Source organism: Paenibacillus sp. 1-8 (assembly GCF_056316205.1).
Window position 1 is genome coordinate 5,048,208 of record NZ_CM149995.1, and the last position, 18,433, is coordinate 5,066,640.

General features: G+C 45.7%; 22 protein-coding genes. 8 read left to right on the forward strand and 14 right to left on the reverse strand.

Annotation, left to right across the window (positions count from 1 at the left end):
* Window positions 1–353 precede the first annotated feature (353 nt).
* The 5 genes from AC0WRU_RS23240 to AC0WRU_RS23260 all read left to right on the forward strand — a co-directional run bounded on the left by AC0WRU_RS23240 (window position 354) and on the right by AC0WRU_RS23260 (window position 3,597).
* Entirely contained in the window at window positions 354–683 is a 330-nt protein-coding gene (locus AC0WRU_RS23240) for a PadR family transcriptional regulator (RefSeq protein ID WP_014278596.1), read from the forward strand.
* On the forward strand, window positions 676–1,233 hold the full coding sequence (locus AC0WRU_RS23245) for a DUF1700 domain-containing protein (protein WP_476126478.1): 558 nt from the start codon (window positions 676–678) through the stop codon (window positions 1,231–1,233). Before AC0WRU_RS23240 ends, AC0WRU_RS23245 begins: the two co-directional genes overlap by 8 nt.
* A 1-nt stretch (window position 1,234) precedes the next feature.
* Window positions 1,235–2,086, forward strand: coding sequence for a DUF4097 family beta strand repeat-containing protein (locus AC0WRU_RS23250; protein WP_476126479.1), 852 nt, complete (start codon window positions 1,235–1,237; stop codon window positions 2,084–2,086).
* A gap of 162 nt (window positions 2,087–2,248) precedes the next feature.
* Window positions 2,249–2,968: a 3-ketoacyl-ACP reductase gene (locus tag AC0WRU_RS23255; RefSeq protein WP_476126480.1), complete on the forward strand. Its 720-nt coding sequence runs from the start codon at window positions 2,249–2,251 to the stop codon at window positions 2,966–2,968.
* A 191-nt stretch (window positions 2,969–3,159) separates the two neighbouring features.
* Complete coding sequence (locus AC0WRU_RS23260) at window positions 3,160–3,597, forward strand: AbrB/MazE/SpoVT family DNA-binding domain-containing protein (protein ID WP_476126481.1); 438 nt, start codon at window positions 3,160–3,162, stop codon at window positions 3,595–3,597.
* A 70-nt stretch (window positions 3,598–3,667) separates the two neighbouring features.
* Here AC0WRU_RS23260 and AC0WRU_RS23265 read toward each other — a convergent pair whose 3' ends face one another.
* Entirely contained in the window at window positions 3,668–4,126 is a 459-nt protein-coding gene (locus tag AC0WRU_RS23265) for a hypothetical protein (RefSeq protein WP_476126482.1), read from the reverse strand.
* A 122-nt stretch (window positions 4,127–4,248) separates the two neighbouring features.
* Here AC0WRU_RS23265 and AC0WRU_RS23270 point away from each other — a divergent pair, with 122 nt between their 5' ends.
* On the forward strand, window positions 4,249–4,422 hold the full coding sequence (locus AC0WRU_RS23270; protein WP_476126483.1) for a hypothetical protein: 174 nt from the start codon (window positions 4,249–4,251) through the stop codon (window positions 4,420–4,422).
* A 12-nt stretch (window positions 4,423–4,434) separates the two neighbouring features.
* Here the strand turns inward: AC0WRU_RS23270 and AC0WRU_RS23275 are convergent, their stop codons facing one another.
* The 11 genes from AC0WRU_RS23275 to AC0WRU_RS23325 all read right to left on the reverse strand — a co-directional run bounded on the left by AC0WRU_RS23275 (window position 4,435) and on the right by AC0WRU_RS23325 (window position 15,704).
* Entirely contained in the window at window positions 4,435–5,559 is a 1,125-nt protein-coding gene (locus AC0WRU_RS23275) for a nitric oxide synthase oxygenase (RefSeq protein ID WP_476126484.1), read from the reverse strand.
* Window positions 5,560–5,709: 150 nt separating this feature from the next.
* On the reverse strand, window positions 5,710–6,189 hold the full coding sequence (locus AC0WRU_RS23280; RefSeq protein ID WP_476126485.1) for a Dps family protein: 480 nt from the start codon (window positions 6,187–6,189) through the stop codon (window positions 5,710–5,712).
* A 265-nt stretch (window positions 6,190–6,454) separates the two neighbouring features.
* Window positions 6,455–8,182, reverse strand: coding sequence for an adenine deaminase C-terminal domain-containing protein (locus tag AC0WRU_RS23285; RefSeq protein WP_476126486.1), 1,728 nt, complete (start codon window positions 8,180–8,182; stop codon window positions 6,455–6,457).
* A gap of 28 nt (window positions 8,183–8,210) precedes the next feature.
* Entirely contained in the window at window positions 8,211–9,269 is a 1,059-nt protein-coding gene (locus AC0WRU_RS23290) for an ABC transporter ATP-binding protein (protein WP_476126488.1), read from the reverse strand.
* Between the two features lie 16 nt (window positions 9,270–9,285).
* A complete protein-coding gene (locus tag AC0WRU_RS23295) occupies window positions 9,286–10,074 on the reverse strand; it encodes an ABC transporter permease (protein ID WP_476126489.1) in 789 nt (262 codons plus the stop codon).
* Window positions 10,075–10,080: 6 nt separating this feature from the next.
* Window positions 10,081–10,902, reverse strand: coding sequence for an ABC transporter permease (locus AC0WRU_RS23300; protein ID WP_025683946.1), 822 nt, complete (start codon window positions 10,900–10,902; stop codon window positions 10,081–10,083).
* Window positions 10,903–10,929: 27 nt separating this feature from the next.
* Window positions 10,930–11,859 carry a nucleoside hydrolase gene (locus AC0WRU_RS23305; RefSeq protein WP_476126490.1) on the reverse strand — a complete coding sequence of 310 codons (930 nt, stop codon included), beginning with the start codon at window positions 11,857–11,859 and terminating at the stop codon, window positions 10,930–10,932.
* On the reverse strand, window positions 11,859–12,932 hold the full coding sequence (locus tag AC0WRU_RS23310; protein WP_476126491.1) for an ABC transporter substrate-binding protein: 1,074 nt from the start codon (window positions 12,930–12,932) through the stop codon (window positions 11,859–11,861). The genes AC0WRU_RS23305 and AC0WRU_RS23310 overlap by 1 nt, the downstream gene beginning before the upstream one ends.
* Before the next feature lie 181 nt (window positions 12,933–13,113).
* Window positions 13,114–13,452, reverse strand: coding sequence for a hypothetical protein (locus AC0WRU_RS23315; protein WP_049827368.1), 339 nt, complete (start codon window positions 13,450–13,452; stop codon window positions 13,114–13,116).
* Window positions 13,453–13,898: 446 nt separating this feature from the next.
* Window positions 13,899–14,192 carry a WXG100 family type VII secretion target gene (locus tag AC0WRU_RS23320; RefSeq protein ID WP_476126492.1) on the reverse strand — a complete coding sequence of 98 codons (294 nt, stop codon included), beginning with the start codon at window positions 14,190–14,192 and terminating at the stop codon, window positions 13,899–13,901.
* Between the two features lie 48 nt (window positions 14,193–14,240).
* On the reverse strand, window positions 14,241–15,704 hold the full coding sequence (locus tag AC0WRU_RS23325; protein WP_476126493.1) for a lipase family protein: 1,464 nt from the start codon (window positions 15,702–15,704) through the stop codon (window positions 14,241–14,243).
* An 81-nt stretch (window positions 15,705–15,785) separates the two neighbouring features.
* Here AC0WRU_RS23325 and AC0WRU_RS23330 point away from each other — a divergent pair, with 81 nt between their 5' ends.
* Window positions 15,786–16,139, forward strand: a complete 354-nt coding sequence (locus tag AC0WRU_RS23330; protein ID WP_354450225.1) for a hypothetical protein — start codon at window positions 15,786–15,788, stop codon at window positions 16,137–16,139.
* Between the two features lie 258 nt (window positions 16,140–16,397).
* Window positions 16,398–16,706 carry a hypothetical protein gene (locus AC0WRU_RS23335; protein ID WP_476128703.1) on the forward strand — a complete coding sequence of 103 codons (309 nt, stop codon included), beginning with the start codon at window positions 16,398–16,400 and terminating at the stop codon, window positions 16,704–16,706.
* Window positions 16,707–16,846: 140 nt separating this feature from the next.
* Here AC0WRU_RS23335 and AC0WRU_RS23340 read toward each other — a convergent pair whose 3' ends face one another.
* Window positions 16,847–16,993 carry a hypothetical protein gene (locus AC0WRU_RS23340; RefSeq protein WP_476126494.1) on the reverse strand — a complete coding sequence of 49 codons (147 nt, stop codon included), beginning with the start codon at window positions 16,991–16,993 and terminating at the stop codon, window positions 16,847–16,849.
* A 27-nt stretch (window positions 16,994–17,020) separates the two neighbouring features.
* Window positions 17,021–18,415 (reverse strand): hypothetical protein, encoded by a 1,395-nt coding sequence (locus AC0WRU_RS23345; RefSeq protein WP_476126495.1) that lies wholly within the window; start codon window positions 18,413–18,415, stop codon window positions 17,021–17,023.
* Window positions 18,416–18,433 lie beyond the last annotated feature (18 nt).

An 18,433-nucleotide genomic window follows, 5' to 3' on the forward strand; every position in this document is an offset into this window, starting at 1 on the left:
CTCTATGGAACCTTTATTTTACAATTTAACATCCTAATGAATGAAATTAAAGCGGGCCCCTTTCCGCAAATTCCCCAGGATTCGGCGTATTTCTAAATAAAACTACTTTTTTCAACAGCATTCCCTATCTCACTGACTCTAAAAGCAAAAGAAAACTCCTAAAATGAGCCCGTAGATCTATTTTTAAATTTTTAGTACCTTGCATTAATCAGTACATGATGTTAAATTATACCTGACTACTAATTTATGATTAGTACCTGAACTATTTTATGCTCAAGCACACATTTCTCCCCCATACTCCAAACGACACCTATGAAGCAATGATAACATCCAGGAAGGGAGCACCGCTCATCATGAATGTGAACATCCAATTCAAAAAAGGGGTGCTGGAACTGTGCGTTCTTGTTTTAATTGGGCGCAGGGACCGTTACGGCTACGAACTGGCTCAGGCCGTCTCCCGTCATATCGAAGTAGCCGAAGGAGCTTTATATCCGCTGCTTCGCCGTCTGGTATCAGAGGGATACTGTACAACTTATTTACAGGAATCGACCGAGGGACCCCCGCGTAAATATTATCGGCTGACTGATGCAGGCAGCAATTACACAAGAATACTTACACGGGAATGGAATGAATTTGTCCATCATGTCGCAAGCCTACTGGAGGAAGGAAATCCCGATGAATAGAAAACAGTTTCTTACAGAGGTGGAGCAACGTCTCTCCCCTCTCCCCGCAGAGGAACGTAATGAGCTGCTTGGTGATTTAAGTCAGCATTTTGACTATGGGCTGGTGAATGGAAAAAGCGAAGTCGAAATTGCCAGCGAACTGGGCAACCCCGAGGATATCGCTCGCGAAGCGCTGGATGATCCTAACGCACTCTGGAATACCTCTCCTCCTCCGCTTCGCCAGGGAAGCTTCGCGCGCAATCTATTTACTTTCTTGGGGCTGCTATTTCTTAATTTGTTAATCTCCATTCCTGTCTTAGCCTCTTTATGGGCAGTATGGGTTTCGTTGGCCGTAGCAGCAGTCAGCTTCATAGCGGCCCCCCTTCTCGCTGTCGCAGATTATGCGCTGAACGGCAACTTTTATCCCGCTAAATTCTTTTTTGCCATCACGTTGACCGGGATTGGCCTATTCCTGTTGCCTGGAGTACGCTACCTTCTGAACCTTCTGGTCAGAGGTACCGTTCGATACTCGAAATGGAATCAGACTACCCTGAGGGGAGCTAACGAGTAACATGAATAAAAAATGGTTTATTGCAGCGGGTCTATGTATCATCATCGGTGTGGTCGGGATGGTGGCCTACGGTGCTCCATGGAATCAACAAGCGATGCGGGAAATAACAGCTATTGATAAAACATGGACGTTCACACGCGGACAGCTACAGGATCTTAAAGTGAATAGCTCTGATGATGTCTCTATTGTGTTTACTCCCGGTTCCGGCGAGCAGGGCACGATACGCATGAGTGGAGAAGTTCAGACGCAAGTAGCCGACCAGATTCATAATGCCCGAATTGAGAACAGTAAGCTTTTCATTCAATCTGAGCCACCCCTTTCCCTGGCATTCTTCTCTATCTCTCCTGAGCTGAAACAAATGATCACAGTAGAGATGCCCGCTGGTGAAACCCTGAAAGGGCTACAGGCAGATGTACATTCGGGGAACGTAAAACTACAGGATGCTTCCATTCAAAATACAAGCATCACGGCCACTTCAGGCAATGCCGAGATTTCAAACCTCCAAAGTACCCGCTTGGTCGCCAAGTTAACATCCGGCAATTTTACGGCTAGTCAGGTTACAGCAGATATGGAATTACACCTCACTTCAGGGGATGCCAAAATTTGCGATTATAGCGGCAATGGTCAAGTTTCCCTGACCTCCGGTAGTACGAATATCACACAACGTACCGCAGCCAACTTGAAAGTCGATTCACACTCCGGTGATGTGAGGATTAAGCAGGCTCCTGATTTTAAAGGTATTTATAATGTTCGCTCCGATTTAGGAAGCATAGATGCTCCCGAATCCGTTCCCGGTAGTGTCAACGTTATGAAGGTCGAAACGACTTCAGGCAATATTGCTATTTCCAAATAAGCCAACATGACCATGGCAAGAAGTTTTCCACTTCAGATCGCAGCAAGGCAACTTACGTGACCTGGTTGGAGTTGAAATTTGGTTCAGGGAAATTTAATTAGTATAATATAACCATGTGCCTAAGTGCACAACTATGATATGTAGCCATAAGGAGGAGACTGGATGGAACTTAAAAATAAAACAGCCATTATTACAGGCGCCACCAAAGGCATTGGTAAAGCCATTGCTGAGGCCTTGGCCAAGGAAGGCGTCAACCTGGGATTAATCTCACGCACACTACCTGACCTGCAAAAGCTGCAAGATTCGCTGGGGAGTACATACGGCGTGAAGGTGGTTAGCGCTATCGCGGATATATCCGATCGCGCACAGGCCGCTGCGGCTGTAGCCTCGCTGGAGCATGAGCTGGGCGCTGTCGATATTTTGATCAACAATGCAGGAATTGCTACATTCGGCACAGTCGCAGACATGGACCCCGAAGAGTGGGAACGCATTATCCGCGTGAATTTGCTGGGAACCTATTATGTCACACACGCAGTTCTTCCGAGCATGCTTGCTCAGCAGAGCGGCAACATTATTAATGTGTCCTCCACAGCAGGGGAACGGGGCTTTGCGACAGGCTCGGCGTATTGCGCCTCGAAGTTTGCTTTGATGGGCTTCACGGAGGCACTGATGCAGGAGGTTCGCAAATCCAACATTCGCGTCACCGCGCTGACTCCAAGCACAGTCAATACGGAACTGGCGGCAAATGCAGGTTTGCCGATTGGCGACGAGGACCGCATGCTTCAGCCACAAGATATGGCCGATCTGACATTGGCGGCATTGAAGCTGCCTTCGCGGGTTCAATTAAAAGTAGCCGGTATTTGGACAACCAACCCACAATAGTTTAACTCGACATCTTAGATTCATTGGGCTGTACCACGCTCCGGCAGACGTCATTGTTCGTCATGCTGGAGCTTCTTTTTTGTTCATAGCTAATACAATTCAAACTGCAGTATACGCGCTTTGTACTTTACAACATACATAACCTACGATTTTTGCACCGATAAGCGCATTTATGAAAGGGGAAATGAATAATGAAAAATACAGGAATGACACGACCATTAGACCATCTGGGGCGCATCGTGCTACCCAAGGAGCTGCGCAATTCTATGAATATCAATATTGGAGATGCCCTTGATTTTTTTATTACACCCGAGGGCCTGATGATCCGTAAATATACAGGGGTATCTTGTTATTTTTGCGGTGCCGTAGATAACCTGAGCTACTTCAGAGATCATCTGATATGCAACGATTGCATTGAGAAACTAAAGAGCGATAATCCCTCCAGTCATTTAGGCGAAACACGTTCTGCTCAGCCCAAGAAAAGAAGGAATTACAGAAATCAGACTGAGCTCCTGCATAAACTAAAACAGCTCATGAAAGAGCACCCTAATGTTTCACAAAAAGAATTGGCCGAGATGCTCGAATTGTCTCAGGGACGCGTGTCACAGCTTAAAAAACTTCTGCTTTGAATCGTTCCAATTACCCGCGTTTGATCTCGCCACACAAAAAACGAGCCTATCGGCTCTCGGATCATCATCCTTATGCAATGCCAGACTGCTTCATAACCGGGACCCGATAGGCCAACAAGGACTCGTCAATAACGGCGGAAATAAACGTTTCCTCAATCTCCGGCACCAATCTGAGCGCATAGTTCCATGCGTTTTCTTCAATTTGCAGCGCAAGCCGTTGTCGAGTCCCTAACCCGCTCTCCTGCTCCAAAGCATCGGAAAGATCAAGCAGCTCAGAATCAGCGGCGTGCCCAATCTCATGCGCTAGCACAACCGTAAAGTACTCCTCGGCTCGTTCGGCGCTACCGAACATCTGTATACATTGTGTTTCAATCGTGTCTGTATACATCGTAATGGCGTGAGCATTCATGGCATATTTGCCCCCAATTAGCCGCCCGCCGGGAAACCGTTTCTCCAGCTTGACCGTCACACCTATATCAGCCCGTTGCAAAAGCTCAGCGACGATGCACTCTGCCTGATTTCTTTCCAACTCCGCTTCGCTCCTCAAACTTATGATATGAAAAAGCTGAATGTACTCTAATCATATAGAATAATGAATGTATTCATGTATTGCACAGTAAGATATTATACCTTTAAAAAAAGGAGGGCAACATGCAAGAACAATATTACGTAGGCTGGGGAACACTTGCCCTGATTAACACCGGTCTGGCACAGGCCAAAAACCGGAGCGGGCTAAACTGGTTTTTGCTTTCATTATTGATTGGGCCACTGGCTACCCTATTTATCGTTGCATGGGATAAGCCGGAACCTGATTCCGATGCTTAAAGCTTTCCATGATTAAGAATGAAAAGGGCAGCCTTGGGGCTTCTTCGGCATATACGGCTTCTCTTGTACTCCAAAATTCGGCTTTACAAGCCGATTATCGTAGGAACTGTGAAAAATATGCGTGGTCGCCGGAGATAACGGCGGGATCAGCCATGTCCAATCGCCTGTGAGCGCACGCCCCGCCTGGGCTTCCCGTTCCTCAAACAGCTGGAATTGTGCAGCTGCCGTATGGTGATCGACAATACTGACTCCCGCTTTTTTAAAAGAATAGAGCACCGCACTGTTCAGCTCCACCAGCGCCCGATCACGCCATAATGTCGTTTCGCTGGTAGTATCCAGCCCCATCAGCTCAGCTACCTGCGGTAGCATATTATAACGGAAGGTATCGGCAAAATTACGCGCACCAATCTCTGTCCCCATATACCAGCCGTTAAAAGGAGCTGCCGTATAGATAATACCGCCAATTTCCAGCGTCATGTCCGAAATCATAGGCACGGCATACCAGCGCAAACCCAGCGAAGCCAACCCCGGAAGTTCCGGGTGTTCAATAGTTACCTCATATACCAGATGTTTGGGAATATCAAACAGCTCGGGAGGCTGTCCACCTGCTTCCACAACCAGCGGCAATACATCAAAGGGAGTCATCGCTCCTTGCCAGCCCATGCGGCGGCACGCATTTGTGAATTCAACCGAGATCGGGTCCCCGATTACCCCTTCAGCGGTCTCATAGCCAGCATATCGAATCAATTGATGGTTCCAAATGCGAATATCCGGTTGGCCCGGCTTGGACGAGCGAAACACGGTAAGCGTCGGCTTGATTTTACCGCCATTTGTGCCTATGCGTATATGCTCCCCTAGCTCATGGACGACTTCTGCCATACTCGAAGCCTCGCGGGCATCCCTTACCAAAAGCTTGTCCCAAAATAAACGACCGATACAACGATTACTGTTACGCCAAGCCATCTGTGCCCCATGCTCCAGCTCATCATAGGTATGATCATACGTTCCTGTAGTTTCAATGTCATGACGAATATCAAGAAGCCGGGCCTCCGCTTCTTCGCGGCTTCGGCCCAGCTCCTCATAGCATGTATATATAAACTGTTCTGCTTCACGCAAAAGCTGTTGCTTTACTTCCATACGTATACCCCATCCCGGCAGCTCTCCATACTTATGAGCCCGTTGTCTTTCACGCCTATCCGTCATTATACTCCAGTGGCGGTCTGGAACCAACGGGATGAGTGTCTTGTTCACCTGATCTTCACATCCGTGAGAATCCCTCCCAGAAGCTTATCCCAAATATGCGCTAAGCATCCAGATATGTTTATCCACCGTTTCTCTCAGACCATTAAGAAGATCCTCTGTCGCTTTGTCATGTGCCGCATCCGCTGCTTCCATGCCGTTAGTCAGCTCAGTCGTGATGGTTTTGAAATCCGCAACCACGGATTTCACCATATCGTCGGCTGTCTGCTCACCTGCGGATTCCTGAATGGCTGACAGTTGCAAGTGCTCCTTCAAGGTAGCAGCCGGACGGCCGCCAATAGCCAACAGACGTTCAGCAATAGTGTCCAGATTAGCTGTCGCTTCATTATAAAGCTCCTCAAATTTAGCATGCAGTGTGAAGAAGTGAGGTCCTTTTACGTACCAGTGGAAATAATGCAGCTTCGTGTACAACACCGACCAGGTAGCTACCTGACGGTTCAAAGCCTTATGCAATTCTTGAATAGCCTCTTGTGTAGGTTGAACGTTCGTGTGATTTAATGTACTCATGTGTAATTCCCCTCTCATGATCATCAATAGTATAGTTGGAGTGAAGCCTTGAATCCCGTTGACATTAGTGTTTGATTAACCTGTACATCTCATGCGTGATTCCAATAAATACTCAGTAATTAATTTAGACTTAATCTAAATCCTGTTTTAATTATAACACTAGCTCAGTTATTTGCAAGAGCTTATTAGGCCTTAATCATGAAGATTACGTGAAGTATCAAATCCTTCAAAAAAAAGCCGACCCGCAAGAGGGTCGGCTCTACTATTATTCTTTTATCTCCGAAAGGTCCACAATCAAGGGTACAATCTTGCCTGCGTTTACATCAATCAGGCCGTGATCCGTAATTTTCAAAGCCGGGCTGACAGGTAAAGAATGAGTGCTCAGCGACATGATTGGATTGTAATGGCGATAGCCGAGCGACAGCAAGGCAGAACGCAGCTCCTTCACGTGGGCCGCTACCATTTCCAGCGGTCCTTCTGTTAAAATCCCGCCTACGGTTAACGGCAGATGGGACAGCACCTTGCCATTTTCAACCACACAAAAGCCGCCTTGGCTAGAAAGAACCGTATTCGCGGCCAATACCATATCCTGCTTGTTATGCCCCACGACCAGCAAGTTATGGTTATCGTGCGAATACGTGGTTGCTACCGCCCCGCGCTTAATCGTGTCTCCCCCGATCAAACCGTAGGCCCGGTTACCGTTCTTGCCATACCGCTCAAAAGTAGCGATAAGCCCGTGTTCACTCTGTTCCCACATCAGCTCACCATTCGCCACTTGCTCAGGTGCAATTCGTTCGCTCGTAAAGGTCGATCCGTCCTTGACCATCATAATACGACATTGATGTGTGCCATCCGCTACATCCAGCTCTACAGTAAAATCCTGCTCCGTGAGCGGCTTCAGCTTCACACTTTGATAAAAATGGGCGGGGAAGCGACATTTTACTGGTGCCTGATGGTATTCCTCGAATTTATCAAATACCTTGTGTCCATCCTTATAGACTTGCTCCACATCAAACTGACCAAGATCAGACAGCAGTACAAAGTCAGCTATTTTTCCCGGTGCAATAGTTCCGCGGTCATGCATTCGCATCCGTGCAGCAGGAGTAAACGTAGCTGCATAAATGGCATCCTCAGGCTTCATGCCCATCCCGATTGCTTTGCTTACAATATGGTTCAGATGCCCACACTCTACGAAGGAATCCGGCATCACATCGTCCGTTACAAAGCAAAAATGCTGCGCCACGTCTTCCTGAATCAAATACCCCATCACTTCAGGGGTCATGGATTTTTCCTGAATCTCGATGAACATCCCCGCAGCCATACGCGCCTTCATGCCTTCAATGCTTTGGTGGGTATGATCCGAGCCAATTCCCGCGTAGACCAACTGATGCAGGTCCAGATCAAGCAACTGCGGCGTATGCCCTTCAATGATCAGCTCCGGGTAATGCTCACGAACATGGCGTAAAATGCGATTGGTCTTGCTCTCCGGGTCACGAATCACATCCACATAGTTCATAATTTCACCCAGGCAGATCATCTCACCGGTTTGCAACAGTGTTTCAATCTCAGGAATATCAATCTCCCCACCCGAGGTCTCCATGGGTGTTGCCGGGACCGAGCTTGGAATGCCATAGAACATATCAGCTACGCACTCCTTACTGGCCGTCATCATTTCCTGAATGCCTTCCAATCCGAAAACATTCGCCATTTCGTGCGGTTCCGGTACAATCGTCGTTACCCCATTGCGAATGAGCCCATAGGAAAAGGTTGCCGGTGTCACCATTGTACTCTCGATATGCAGATGAATGTCGATCAGGCCGGGAATCATATATTTCCCGTGCCCTTCCACAATTTCATTCACTTCAAACGACTCTAGGCCACGCTGACCGATATACATAAACTTGCCGTCAAGTATAGCAACATTGCCTTCCTCGAACGTCTTGTAATAGCTGTTATACACCTTAACTTGTAAAATCATTTTGTCTGCACGCATGATGTATCTCCTTCGTCGAACCCGCTGATTATTGGACCAGCACCATTTTATCTGCCGGAAAATGCAGGGTAACCCGTTGACCACTGAGGTAAGGCGTGTCCATCTCCTGATTGGCGGTGAAGCTTCCTTTCGCCGTTTCTATCACATACTGATAGCTACGTCCCAGGTAAGTGCTCACTTTAATGATGCCGGGAAGCTCATTTTCCCCAGTCTCATTGCCTGCTGTGCGGATAACCAAATCATCCGGACGAATAGCCCCTTGACGGGCACCCGGCTGGACTGTCCCCTGATTACGGGCCACACTGAACGAAAGATCGCTTGTACTCAGACGAATTCGTTCCCCCTCCTCAGCACGCTCGTCAAAAGACAGGAAATTATTGAATCCAATAAAACGGGCGACAAATTCGGTAGTTGGATATTTAAAAATGGTCGATGGTGCATCTAATTGCTCGATGTTCCCCTTATTCATAATCGCAACCTGGTCAGAAATCGAAAAACATTCCTCCTGATCATGCGATACGTATACGGTGGTAATCCCCAATTCCTGTTGAATACGGCGAATTTCCACACGCATATTCACACGCAGGTTCGCATCCAAGTTGCTCAGCGGTTCATCAAATAACAGCAGGTCGGGTTCAATCACAAGTGCCCGCGCAATCGCGACACGCTGACGCTGACCACCTGACAGTTCGCCGGGGAAGCGCTTTTCAAAGCCCTCCAGACTGACCGTATCTAGCATAGCCATAACACGGCGCTTTACATCATCTTCCTTCACCTTGCGCAACCGCAGGCCAAAGGCAACATTATCAAAAACGGACAAATGTGGGAAAAGCGCATAGCTTTGGAATACAAAACCGAAATTCCGTTTGTTCACCGGAACCCGGGTGTAATCCTTATCGCCAAACAAAAATGTTCCTTGTTTAGCTTCGAGAAATCCTGCAATCAGACGAAGCGTGGTCGTTTTGCCACATCCACTCGGTCCGAGCAACGAGAGCAATTGTCCCCGTTCGAGCTGCAAATCGAAATCCTGCAAGATCAGTTGGTTGTCATAAGCGACCGATACGCGATCCAGAGTAAGCAGTGCCATATGGTTGAAGCCTCCATTACCTTTTAGTGAAGTAAGACAATCCCATCAGTCGTTCAATCAAGAACATCAGAATACCGGTCAATATCATCAGCATTACTGAAATCGCTGCAATCGTCGGATCAAAATAATTTTCGACGTAGGTCAGCATTTGAATAGGCAGGGTACTGAATCCCGGTCCTGTCATAAAGACGGAAATGTCGACATTGTTGAATGATTCCAGAAAGGCAATCAGGATAGCCGCAATAATACCCGAACGGATGTTGGGCAGAACCACCTTAAAAAAGGTTTCCAGCCGTCCGGCTCCCAAGCTGAGCGCTGCTTCCTCAATCGCAAAATCAAAGTTGGACAAGCTGGACGCAATGACCCGGATAATGAACGGCAGCATAATCACCGTATGCCCGATCAACAGTCCTGCGTATACCGGTAAATGGTAAACAATGATCAGATATCGCAGCAGCGTAAAGCCCAGCACAATACCCGGTATGAGCAGCGGGGAAAGGAACAGAGCATTCAGCGCATCCTTCCCGCGGAACGAAAAACGACTAAGCGCATAAGCGGCAGGCATACCGATCAGCAGCGCCAAGATGTTACCCAGCAAAGAGACAACAATCGACGTTTTGAATGTGGACATAAATAGGTCCACTTCAAAAATATTTTGATACCAGTGCAAGGAAAAGCCCTGCGGAGGGAATTTTAATACCGTGCCCGGCTCGAAAGAAGTGACCGATATGATCAACAGCGGACCGAGCAGAAAGATGAAGACCAGCAGGCTAAAGAAGCCTAGTCCGTAATGTTTCTCCCGCATATCCACCTACCCCTTCGGATTGAGTTTATGGGCCGCCTTATTTAAGAGACCGACCACGATAAATGTAATAACAATCATAATTGTTGCAATAACAGAAGCTAAAAACCAGTCGTTTAGCGTCATCGCATTTTGATACAAAAATGTAGCAATGACGCGCTGTTTTCCTCCAAGTAGTGCTGGTGTCGTATATGCAGTCAGGCTGCCCACGAAAACGAGAATGCTTCCAATGATCAGGCCCGGTACAGACAGCGGAAACACAATTTTACGGAATGCACTGAAACGTGATGCACCGAGGCTCTGAGCAGCATGAACAAGATCACCGTCGATATTTTCGAGTACACCAATCAGTGAAATAATCATCAGCGGTAAAAACAAATGAACGAGACCAATAATCATCGCAGCCGGGGTGTACAAAATATTCAGCGGCTCATCCACGAGTCCTAAACCGATGAGCACGTTATTTAGCAGCCCCTTGCGACCCAGAATGACCATCCAGCTAAATGACCGTACCACCGGACTGGTCAGTAAGGGAAAGATAGCCAAGGCCAGCAAAATCCCTTTACGTCGTGGGGCCTTTTGCGAAATATAATAAGCTGTCGGGAAGCCGAGCAGTACGCATACGAGCGTCGTAACGACACTGACTTCCAGCGTAGTCAGCAATATTTTCAGAAAATAGGGGTCCTTGAAGAAATGGAGATAGCCTTCTAGGGTGAATGAGCTGTTCTGTACGAAGGTCGAGCCGATCGTCAACACAATCGGAATGACCATGAACACCACCAGAAAGAGCAGACCTGGCAGCAGCAGCCAATACAAGTATGTTTTCTTCATGGGTAGCTCCTTGCGGTTATCAAAATGTTATTCCTTGTTCAGCACCTGAATAAATAGCTCCAGAAATGCCTCGCTGTCCACCTGTTCACACACGTTCATGTTTGGACTATGATTGAGACGATTCTGCACATCGCCCACCGTTTGTCCGTCACATATCCGACTGGAGGTTTCCACATCGACATACATGGGCGAAGTTTCTACCAGCCTCGAATTCAGCGCCACGCCTACAGCAAGCGGATCATGAAGCGCACACGCTTTTACCCCGTTGCGTTCCTCATAGCGCTTGGTATAGATGGCGGTGCTGTCGGCCACATAGCCGCGAATCGCCGGATCGGTGAGACGGGCAATATGGTCCGCTGTCAGCAGTGCCTTCCGTGTTACATCCAGTCCCACCTGTATCAAACGCCCAAATCCGGCATGAAATACGATCCGCGCCGCTTCCGGGTCAGCATACATGTTATATTCCGCTACAGGCGTAATATTGCCGCACCCGTGAATAACACCGCCCATAAAAATGACCTCATTGACGTATTGCGTCAGCTCCGGACATTTCAGAAGCGCCACCGCCAGATTCGTGAGCGGCCCGGTGCAAACCAGCGTCAGTTCTCCCGGATGAGCCATGACTGTATCAATGATGATGTCCGGCGCAAAGCCTTCAGACGCAGAAATAGCAGGGACAACCCCACTCAATGCGCCGCCAATGCCGTCTTCTCCATGAATACGATGCTCATGCAATCCTTTACGGATCAAGGGAGCATCGGCCCCCCGATAGACCGGAATATCCGGTCTATCCAAAAGGTCGAGGATTTTGCATGTGTTCAATGTAGCCTGTTTAAGCGATACATTACCGCACACGGTAGTAATGGCTGTAACATCCAACTGACCGCTTTTGGCCGCTAATAAAATACCCAAGGCATCATCAATACCTGTATCTACATCTAATATGACTTTTTTCATTATTGGGCAACTTCCCGGTTCCAGCGGTCCGTCCATTCCTTGATATGGTCATTGACGAATTTCATATCCAGCTTGGTTAGCTTGTTTACCACATCTGCACCATACGTAATTCCTTCTGTGTCCGCACCGGACAGCACCACCTGCGTATTCACTGGAGAATCAACCTTTGCCTTGGCAGACTTCTCTTGAACTTCCTTGCTCAGCTGCCAGTTGATAAATTCCTCAGCCAGTTCTTTTTGGTCGGAGCCTTTAACCACGTTGATCGTGTTCATTACTGCATAAGTCCCTTCACTCGGCGCTACAAATTTGGCTCCGGGCACAGCTGCTTGCAAATCCTTGAAGTACATCTCCATAATCGGTCCGCCCGCGATCTCCTGCTGACTGAACATGTTGACGAACTCGGACGTTTTACTATAAAACTTAACGATATTCGGACTCAGCTCCTTCAGTTTCCCGAAGGCCTGGTCTTCATTAAACTCTTTACTACCCGCTACCTTGGAGGCTGCATCTACCATCATCGGTCCGGCCGTAGCCGTAATATTCGGCAGAGTCACGTTTCCTTTGAACTCATTGCCCCACAGGTCAGCCCAAGAGGTCACATTCTTTTTCACCAGTTCCGGGTTGTAAGCAATACCGAGGCGCCCAATCGTATAAGCAGGGCCATATTCCTCACCCAGCGGCGCTTTGGCAATATCATAAATTTGATTCAGGTTTGGCACCTTGCTACGATCCAGCTTTTCAAACAAACCCTGTTGAATCCCCTGTTGGGCATAATAATCAGACAGATAAATCAGATCGACGTCTGTGCTTCCTTGACTAATTTTGTTCAAACGTTCTGCGTTATTCCCAATCTCTACTACAATATCAACGTTATGTTCCTTCTCAAAAGGCTCGTACACTTCTTTGTTCAAGAAGTCTTCGGAGAAGCCCCATGTGGAAATGATTAGCTTCTTCTTGCCATCAGCCGAGTTGCTTTTTCCATCTTCCTGACCTCCGGTAGCATTGCTGCCGCAACCTGCAAGCACAACAGATGCCAAGGTCAAAGCCATGAACCCTTTAAACCATTTTTTCATTTGAAACTCCCCCTATTTATTCATTCTGCGAACCTGATAACACAAAAAAGAAAAGTACTCTTGTAAAAACAAGAATACTTTTCTTCGTAAACAAAGAATAGTTGATCCCGCTGTGTGTTACAACAGGTTCTCCCCTCAGATAGATCCGAAGCGAAAAGCCGAATATCCAATTGTATTAGGATTATTTCAGTATGATGTTCGTGATTGCCCACTGCGTTGCTGAATCATAGTCGCGCAGTAAAGCTTCAATATCGAGCCCCATATCCTCAATCAGCTTCTCGCGAAGTCTCTTCTTATACAGCATGGACATTCGGAAATCCACTTCCAGCTTCAAGCCGGGGGCTTCCACTTCCAATGCCGCCGAGCGTGGAGAACGCCGGTGCTTCGCCACAAAGGTAACAATGTTGTTCTCAACGGTGGCCCGCAGTAGCGTGGTCCCGAAGCCGAACAGTTCCTTTGAAATTTCGTTGTAAATCTGACACATTCGCTTCTTGCCTTCATTACTGTCGAGCAGCGTCATGGACCCACCCTCATCAGCATATTACGTACAATCAATCTTTCAACATGTTAAATTATACATAAATATATGCTAAATAGCAAACAAAATCCCTGATTAAATAGAATATGGTGCGAAAAAGCGAACAATATGTCGAACCTTGTAGCTTTGCAACATTTTTACACTTTTTTTGTCTCATCCTCAAGCTTCCGAACGCTACTATGCTACTATATTTCCCACAGGATAAATTAAAGTAGACTTCGGTAAATCCTAGCCGAAGGCTCTAAAGAACTGGATAAGAAAGCAGCAGACTACAAAGGTGTTATCGTCGCCATTCCCGGAGTTATTTTTTTTCCTTCTACTATATATGTAATTTGGTTTAAGCACATTTAACTGTACTCCGCTGGAGCCCCCGGCGGTTGTACGGTTCTTTATATTATGTAACTGACTGTGGTTGGAGGAACCTTCTATTACCATGGTGATTCCCGTTTACGTTTCTCCCGACGATCAGCCTCTTCCATTTTACGAATATATCGTTTCAATTGCTCCTTATGCTCGTCCAATTCTTGTATTCGTACAGTTGTTCCTTGGAGAAACGCCTCCATTTTACGTGTTAATTCTGTAGCTGATTCACCTCTCCACTCATGCAGACGACCATATATATTTTTCATCTGCTGCTCCTGATGCTGAAGTCTTTGCTTTAGCTGTGCGCACTGCTGTACAGCCCTCCGCAGATCCCCCAGGCTCACAGATATTCTGCTCATCTCTTTTGCCTCCTGTTATCTGCTTCTAGATGTATCACTTTTAAAATGTTATTGATCCACCATGGTAAATTCCTGACCCTTGCGATCTATATATTCCGCTATCTCCGTTATCGATTCCTGATACCAACGGTTAATCCGATCTAACGTGGCCGTTGCACTATGCGCAAGCGGGGTCAGAGACTGACTTTCACTTGTCCCGATATGTGCCTGAAACAACTGGATAGATGCCCTTGTGTCGCTAGAGAATCCATGCAAGCTGGAACGCATCTGGTTGGCTGCATGCTTTAGCTCCTCAGGTGTTAATTGAATTGTTCCTCCATTTTTGTTGCCCACAAAATAAGCTCCACCATTGGAGCGACCATTCTGTTGTCCTTCCCCCATGATATTCACTCCCAGTGCAGTAGCAGCAAACTGCCCAAAGGCACCCATTTGTCCACCGTAGCGTTCGACCAAATCGCCCATGACTTCCTTGAATTCAGCCTCCGCCGCCAGCCTTTGCTCGTATGCCTGTAGCCTTGGGTTACCTTCTACCAGTTGTCCGTCCATGGTGTACAGTGGGTTGCTGATATTTCCGTTTTTATCAAATGTAAAGTGTTCCATTGCATGAGTGTGCTCTCCACCTAATACTGAATTATAGAATTTGGTGAATGCATCTTGCTGCATCATAGGAAGTGTGACTGGAAGATATACAATTGGGGACCATTTTGGGCCAAAAATAAGTCTTTCCAATTCGGTTTTTCTTTCCATCGGAATTGAAACAGGAATAGTAAACTTGGCTACATTGGCAGTTTTATAATCGTTTCCAATATGATAGGTTTCTCCCACATGTTGATTAGCTTTAGTAGCTCCCCCACCAACGGTATCTCCTGGATGGGCAAAAGCCACATTTGTCTTCTTGAACTCTCCTGCTTTTACCCTCTTTTGAAGATCTTCAGGCAATAAATGTACAATGCCTGGAGCAGCAAAACTCGCAGATGGCAAGCCATTCATTACTGCGACATATTCCGCTTCCGCTCCGCCAAGAGAATGTCCTGTTGTAGAGATTTCAGCGGTCGGATATTTTTTCTTCACTTCATCGTACAGTGTTTGAGCTTTTGTAAACTGATTGTTCTGATACTGTGCCTCATACTGCTGAAATGAACTTTGTACCTGTGGGGGGAAAGTTTTAACCTCTTCCGGATTATGTACATAATAATCATGAATTTGATTCAGCGTTTTTGCACGTCCACCTACAACATCACTTACATCGGTTCCTATATCCATCATTCGACTCCATATAGGTCGCCCTCCTGGTTCTGTTCCCCTGTATCCTATAATCACCTGATTGCTATTCTCATTATGGAAAACTGTTCCATCAAATCCGGAGCCATTCGTGTCATGTAATAATTTATTATCTAAATCAACAACATTCCAACTAGGAATCTTATCATTTTTATAAGTCTTCGGATCAATATTCAACTCGTAAGCTTCATTTGATATGATCCAATAGGTTTCGTCTTTAATATATTGCAATTCATCCACAACCTTGTCTAATTAGCTGATATATTATAGAGTTATAAAAAGTCATTATTTCCATTAAAGGAGAATAGGAAAATGAAAAAGAAAATTTGGATTACTACTTTTACCTTGGTAGCCATATTTGTAGGAATCTTTTATTACATGCAATATACGTCGAACGCAGAAAAAGAAGAATACGTACAAACCGGTATACCTATTGGAAAAGAATACATTAAAAAATACTATAGGACCGAGTTTATATATAGAGATCACGACTTTATTGGCAGCTACGTTAACTCTACTGTTTATCTTCGTGGCTATATAAAAGGGCATGAGGGTCAGACAATTTCAATAGCTTACGACTATGAAAAAAAAGAGGTGCTCTACGTGACCGGGCCCGATTGGTTCATAGACAGCCGATATCCCAAAAAGGACGTCCCCTCCTCTTAAAAGGGTTCTACATTTAGAATAGGAACTCCTGATACATTCCAAATACTCAAAATTAATCTTCCAGTCTCAGGAAGTAGAATCATTATAATGCATCCTGTCTACTTCCGGTATAGCTGGAAAAGAAAATAAGAACAAAGTCATTGGTCACTGCATTTATGGTAATAGTTCACACCTAATAACGATTAGGACTTTGTAACTGTATGTTAGGAGAAGAATACATAAATGAGCATGTTTTTTAAGTTGAGTCTAATACTTTTTATGACGCCACTTATTATAGCAGGGTGCGGTTTCTCAGTAGCTCAAGAAAAAGAACTAGTAGAAATCGCCACTCCCATCGGTGTGGAATTTATTAAAGAACACTATAACGCCGATTTCATATTAAAGGATTATGCTGTGGATGATCCGGCTATCCACTCAAGGATATATCTGTATGGTTACATTAAAGGTCACGAAGACAGCAGAATTACCATTTACTATAATTATAAAACTAAAGAAGTGATCGACGTCTCTGGGCCAGATTGGTTTATCGACAGCGAAGTTCCCAAATACAAGACCCCTTCTTCCTGAGAAGGGCTACTCATAGAACATTTCATTTAAAAAAATAGTTTGCAGCCTATGTTAACGTCTGATTTTTCCCAGATTAAGAAGTAGTATAATTACTGCAAATAAGGCTCCTTAGGAGCCCCATCCAGTTATCGCTAACACATTTAACTCTCTTCACTTTTGGCGCTTTGCTTAGTTACATGAATAAAAGGATATTCGCCCTTACTTATTTTACGTTTCCATTCTTGAATCATATCTTCTTGGGTTGGCGGTTTCTCATTCACGATTGCTCCAGTAGTTACTTTAGCCATGCGTTTACCCTCTCTTGGTGGTTTTAGTTATTGCGTCTTTATCTTTTCTCCAGTCATTTTGATGTTACCATCCATTTCTACCAAACTCGTTTTACATTTTAAACCGATGGCATCCTTCGCGGTGACCTGTATTGTGTTACCCGCATTGAATACCAAGTTTCCATCAGCCTTAACACGGATGTCCTTTTTACTCCGCAATTCAATTCCATGGTCATCCAGCAGTCGAATCACCACTTCATCGTCATTCCCCGTGATTAAAATTTCATTTTTCTCAAAAATAATGGCTTTGCGGTACTTGGTCATAAAGATCTTCGTCGACGGGTCCTTAATAAAGTCACCGCCTTTGGATCTCTTGCGGATTGAGTGGGTTACAATGGCGTCTTTTTCTTTAGAGGTCGGAAAGTAGATATCTACAAAGTCAAACAGCTCTGGCATGCAGTACCATCCTGTATTCCCTTCCGATGTATAAAATGTAGCCGTTGGAAAAGTACAGGTTTCCTTGACGTTAGGCTTGACCTTATCCATTTCATAAAAGAAAACTTTCACATGATCCTCTTCAATTCCAATCACCTTCGACTTCAATGACATGCCTCGAATATTCTCGTTTAAGATCAATTCCTGCTTCATTCCATCCGATGTAGTTAGCACATATTCATGCCACAAGGTACTGTGTCGTATAAAGGCAACAGATTGCAAGACGTATAAGGCTTTCCCTTTAAATTTGACCTCAGCCCCAATTTGTAGCAGGACATCTTTCGCTCCCGTCGTTTGCACTTTATAATACAAAAAATTGTCATCCTTGCTTGCCCCTGGTTTGGTTTTTCTGGTCATCGAGTAGTTATACTGTTTCAGCTCACCTTGATTGACACCATCCGGTAATCCAAAATAAAACTGAGGGTTTTCTCCTATCGGATCAGGTATCAGTCCCCAACCAAGCCGAGACGCTATACGTTTCAGAAACGACCAGTCCGTTTCATCGAATTGCATCGTAAATTCCTGTAAAAGCTGATCTTTTAAGCGACTGGTACAATTGGCTTTAGGATATGATTTGAGTACATGTTCAAGCAAAGCCTGTAGCTTCATTTTTACATTTTGAAAGGATTGTCTATGAGGCACTTCATCCAGTTGGCTAGTATAGGATAGGGCTTCGACGACCAAATAGGCTACATTGGACACCAGCTTGATTCTGAACTGCGCGACTAATCCTCTAAATAATACAATCTGTTTCTGATCATCATTCACATAAGAAACAACCAACTTAGCTCCTGCCTCCATATGATCTGTGTACTCTTCTATTTGAGTACCGGTCAGCACGCCCGTCAAAAAGACTTTCACATGCTCATTCATTTTCTGTACAACTTTAACCTTCGGATTCTTAAGAGATAAAACAGCCCCGTTATACTTTATAATTGGATATCCCATGTTTCTCCTCCTTTTGTC

What these genes read in the sequence shown, in the direction of transcription:
- AC0WRU_RS23240 (WP_014278596.1), top strand. Translation starts at nt 354, where the DNA reads ATGAATGTGAACATCCAATTCAAAAAAGGGGTGCTGGAACTGTGCGTT.
- AC0WRU_RS23245 (WP_476126478.1), top strand. Translation starts at nt 676, where the DNA reads ATGAATAGAAAACAGTTTCTTACAGAGGTGGAGCAACGTCTCTCCCCT.
- AC0WRU_RS23250 (WP_476126479.1), top strand. Translation starts at nt 1,235, where the DNA reads ATGAATAAAAAATGGTTTATTGCAGCGGGTCTATGTATCATCATCGGT.
- AC0WRU_RS23255 (WP_476126480.1), top strand. Translation starts at nt 2,249, where the DNA reads ATGGAACTTAAAAATAAAACAGCCATTATTACAGGCGCCACCAAAGGC.
- AC0WRU_RS23260 (WP_476126481.1), top strand. Translation starts at nt 3,160, where the DNA reads ATGAAAAATACAGGAATGACACGACCATTAGACCATCTGGGGCGCATC.
- AC0WRU_RS23270 (WP_476126483.1), top strand. Translation starts at nt 4,249, where the DNA reads ATGCAAGAACAATATTACGTAGGCTGGGGAACACTTGCCCTGATTAAC.
- AC0WRU_RS23275 (WP_476126484.1), bottom strand. Translation starts at nt 5,559, where the DNA reads ATGGAAGTAAAGCAACAGCTTTTGCGTGAAGCAGAACAGTTTATATAT.
- AC0WRU_RS23280 (WP_476126485.1), bottom strand. Translation starts at nt 6,189, where the DNA reads ATGAGTACATTAAATCACACGAACGTTCAACCTACACAAGAGGCTATT.
- AC0WRU_RS23285 (WP_476126486.1), bottom strand. Translation starts at nt 8,182, where the DNA reads ATGCGTGCAGACAAAATGATTTTACAAGTTAAGGTGTATAACAGCTAT.
- AC0WRU_RS23290 (WP_476126488.1), bottom strand. Translation starts at nt 9,269, where the DNA reads ATGGCACTGCTTACTCTGGATCGCGTATCGGTCGCTTATGACAACCAA.
- AC0WRU_RS23295 (WP_476126489.1), bottom strand. Translation starts at nt 10,074, where the DNA reads ATGCGGGAGAAACATTACGGACTAGGCTTCTTTAGCCTGCTGGTCTTC.
- AC0WRU_RS23300 (WP_025683946.1), bottom strand. Translation starts at nt 10,902, where the DNA reads ATGAAGAAAACATACTTGTATTGGCTGCTGCTGCCAGGTCTGCTCTTT.
- AC0WRU_RS23305 (WP_476126490.1), bottom strand. Translation starts at nt 11,859, where the DNA reads ATGAAAAAAGTCATATTAGATGTAGATACAGGTATTGATGATGCCTTG.
- AC0WRU_RS23310 (WP_476126491.1), bottom strand. Translation starts at nt 12,932, where the DNA reads ATGAAAAAATGGTTTAAAGGGTTCATGGCTTTGACCTTGGCATCTGTT.
- AC0WRU_RS23315 (WP_049827368.1), bottom strand. Translation starts at nt 13,452, where the DNA reads ATGACGCTGCTCGACAGTAATGAAGGCAAGAAGCGAATGTGTCAGATT.
- AC0WRU_RS23320 (WP_476126492.1), bottom strand. Translation starts at nt 14,192, where the DNA reads ATGAGCAGAATATCTGTGAGCCTGGGGGATCTGCGGAGGGCTGTACAG.
- AC0WRU_RS23330 (WP_354450225.1), top strand. Translation starts at nt 15,786, where the DNA reads ATGAAAAAGAAAATTTGGATTACTACTTTTACCTTGGTAGCCATATTT.
- AC0WRU_RS23335 (WP_476128703.1), top strand. Translation starts at nt 16,398, where the DNA reads ATGACGCCACTTATTATAGCAGGGTGCGGTTTCTCAGTAGCTCAAGAA.
- AC0WRU_RS23340 (WP_476126494.1), bottom strand. Translation starts at nt 16,993, where the DNA reads ATGGCTAAAGTAACTACTGGAGCAATCGTGAATGAGAAACCGCCAACC.
- AC0WRU_RS23345 (WP_476126495.1), bottom strand. Translation starts at nt 18,415, where the DNA reads ATGGGATATCCAATTATAAAGTATAACGGGGCTGTTTTATCTCTTAAG.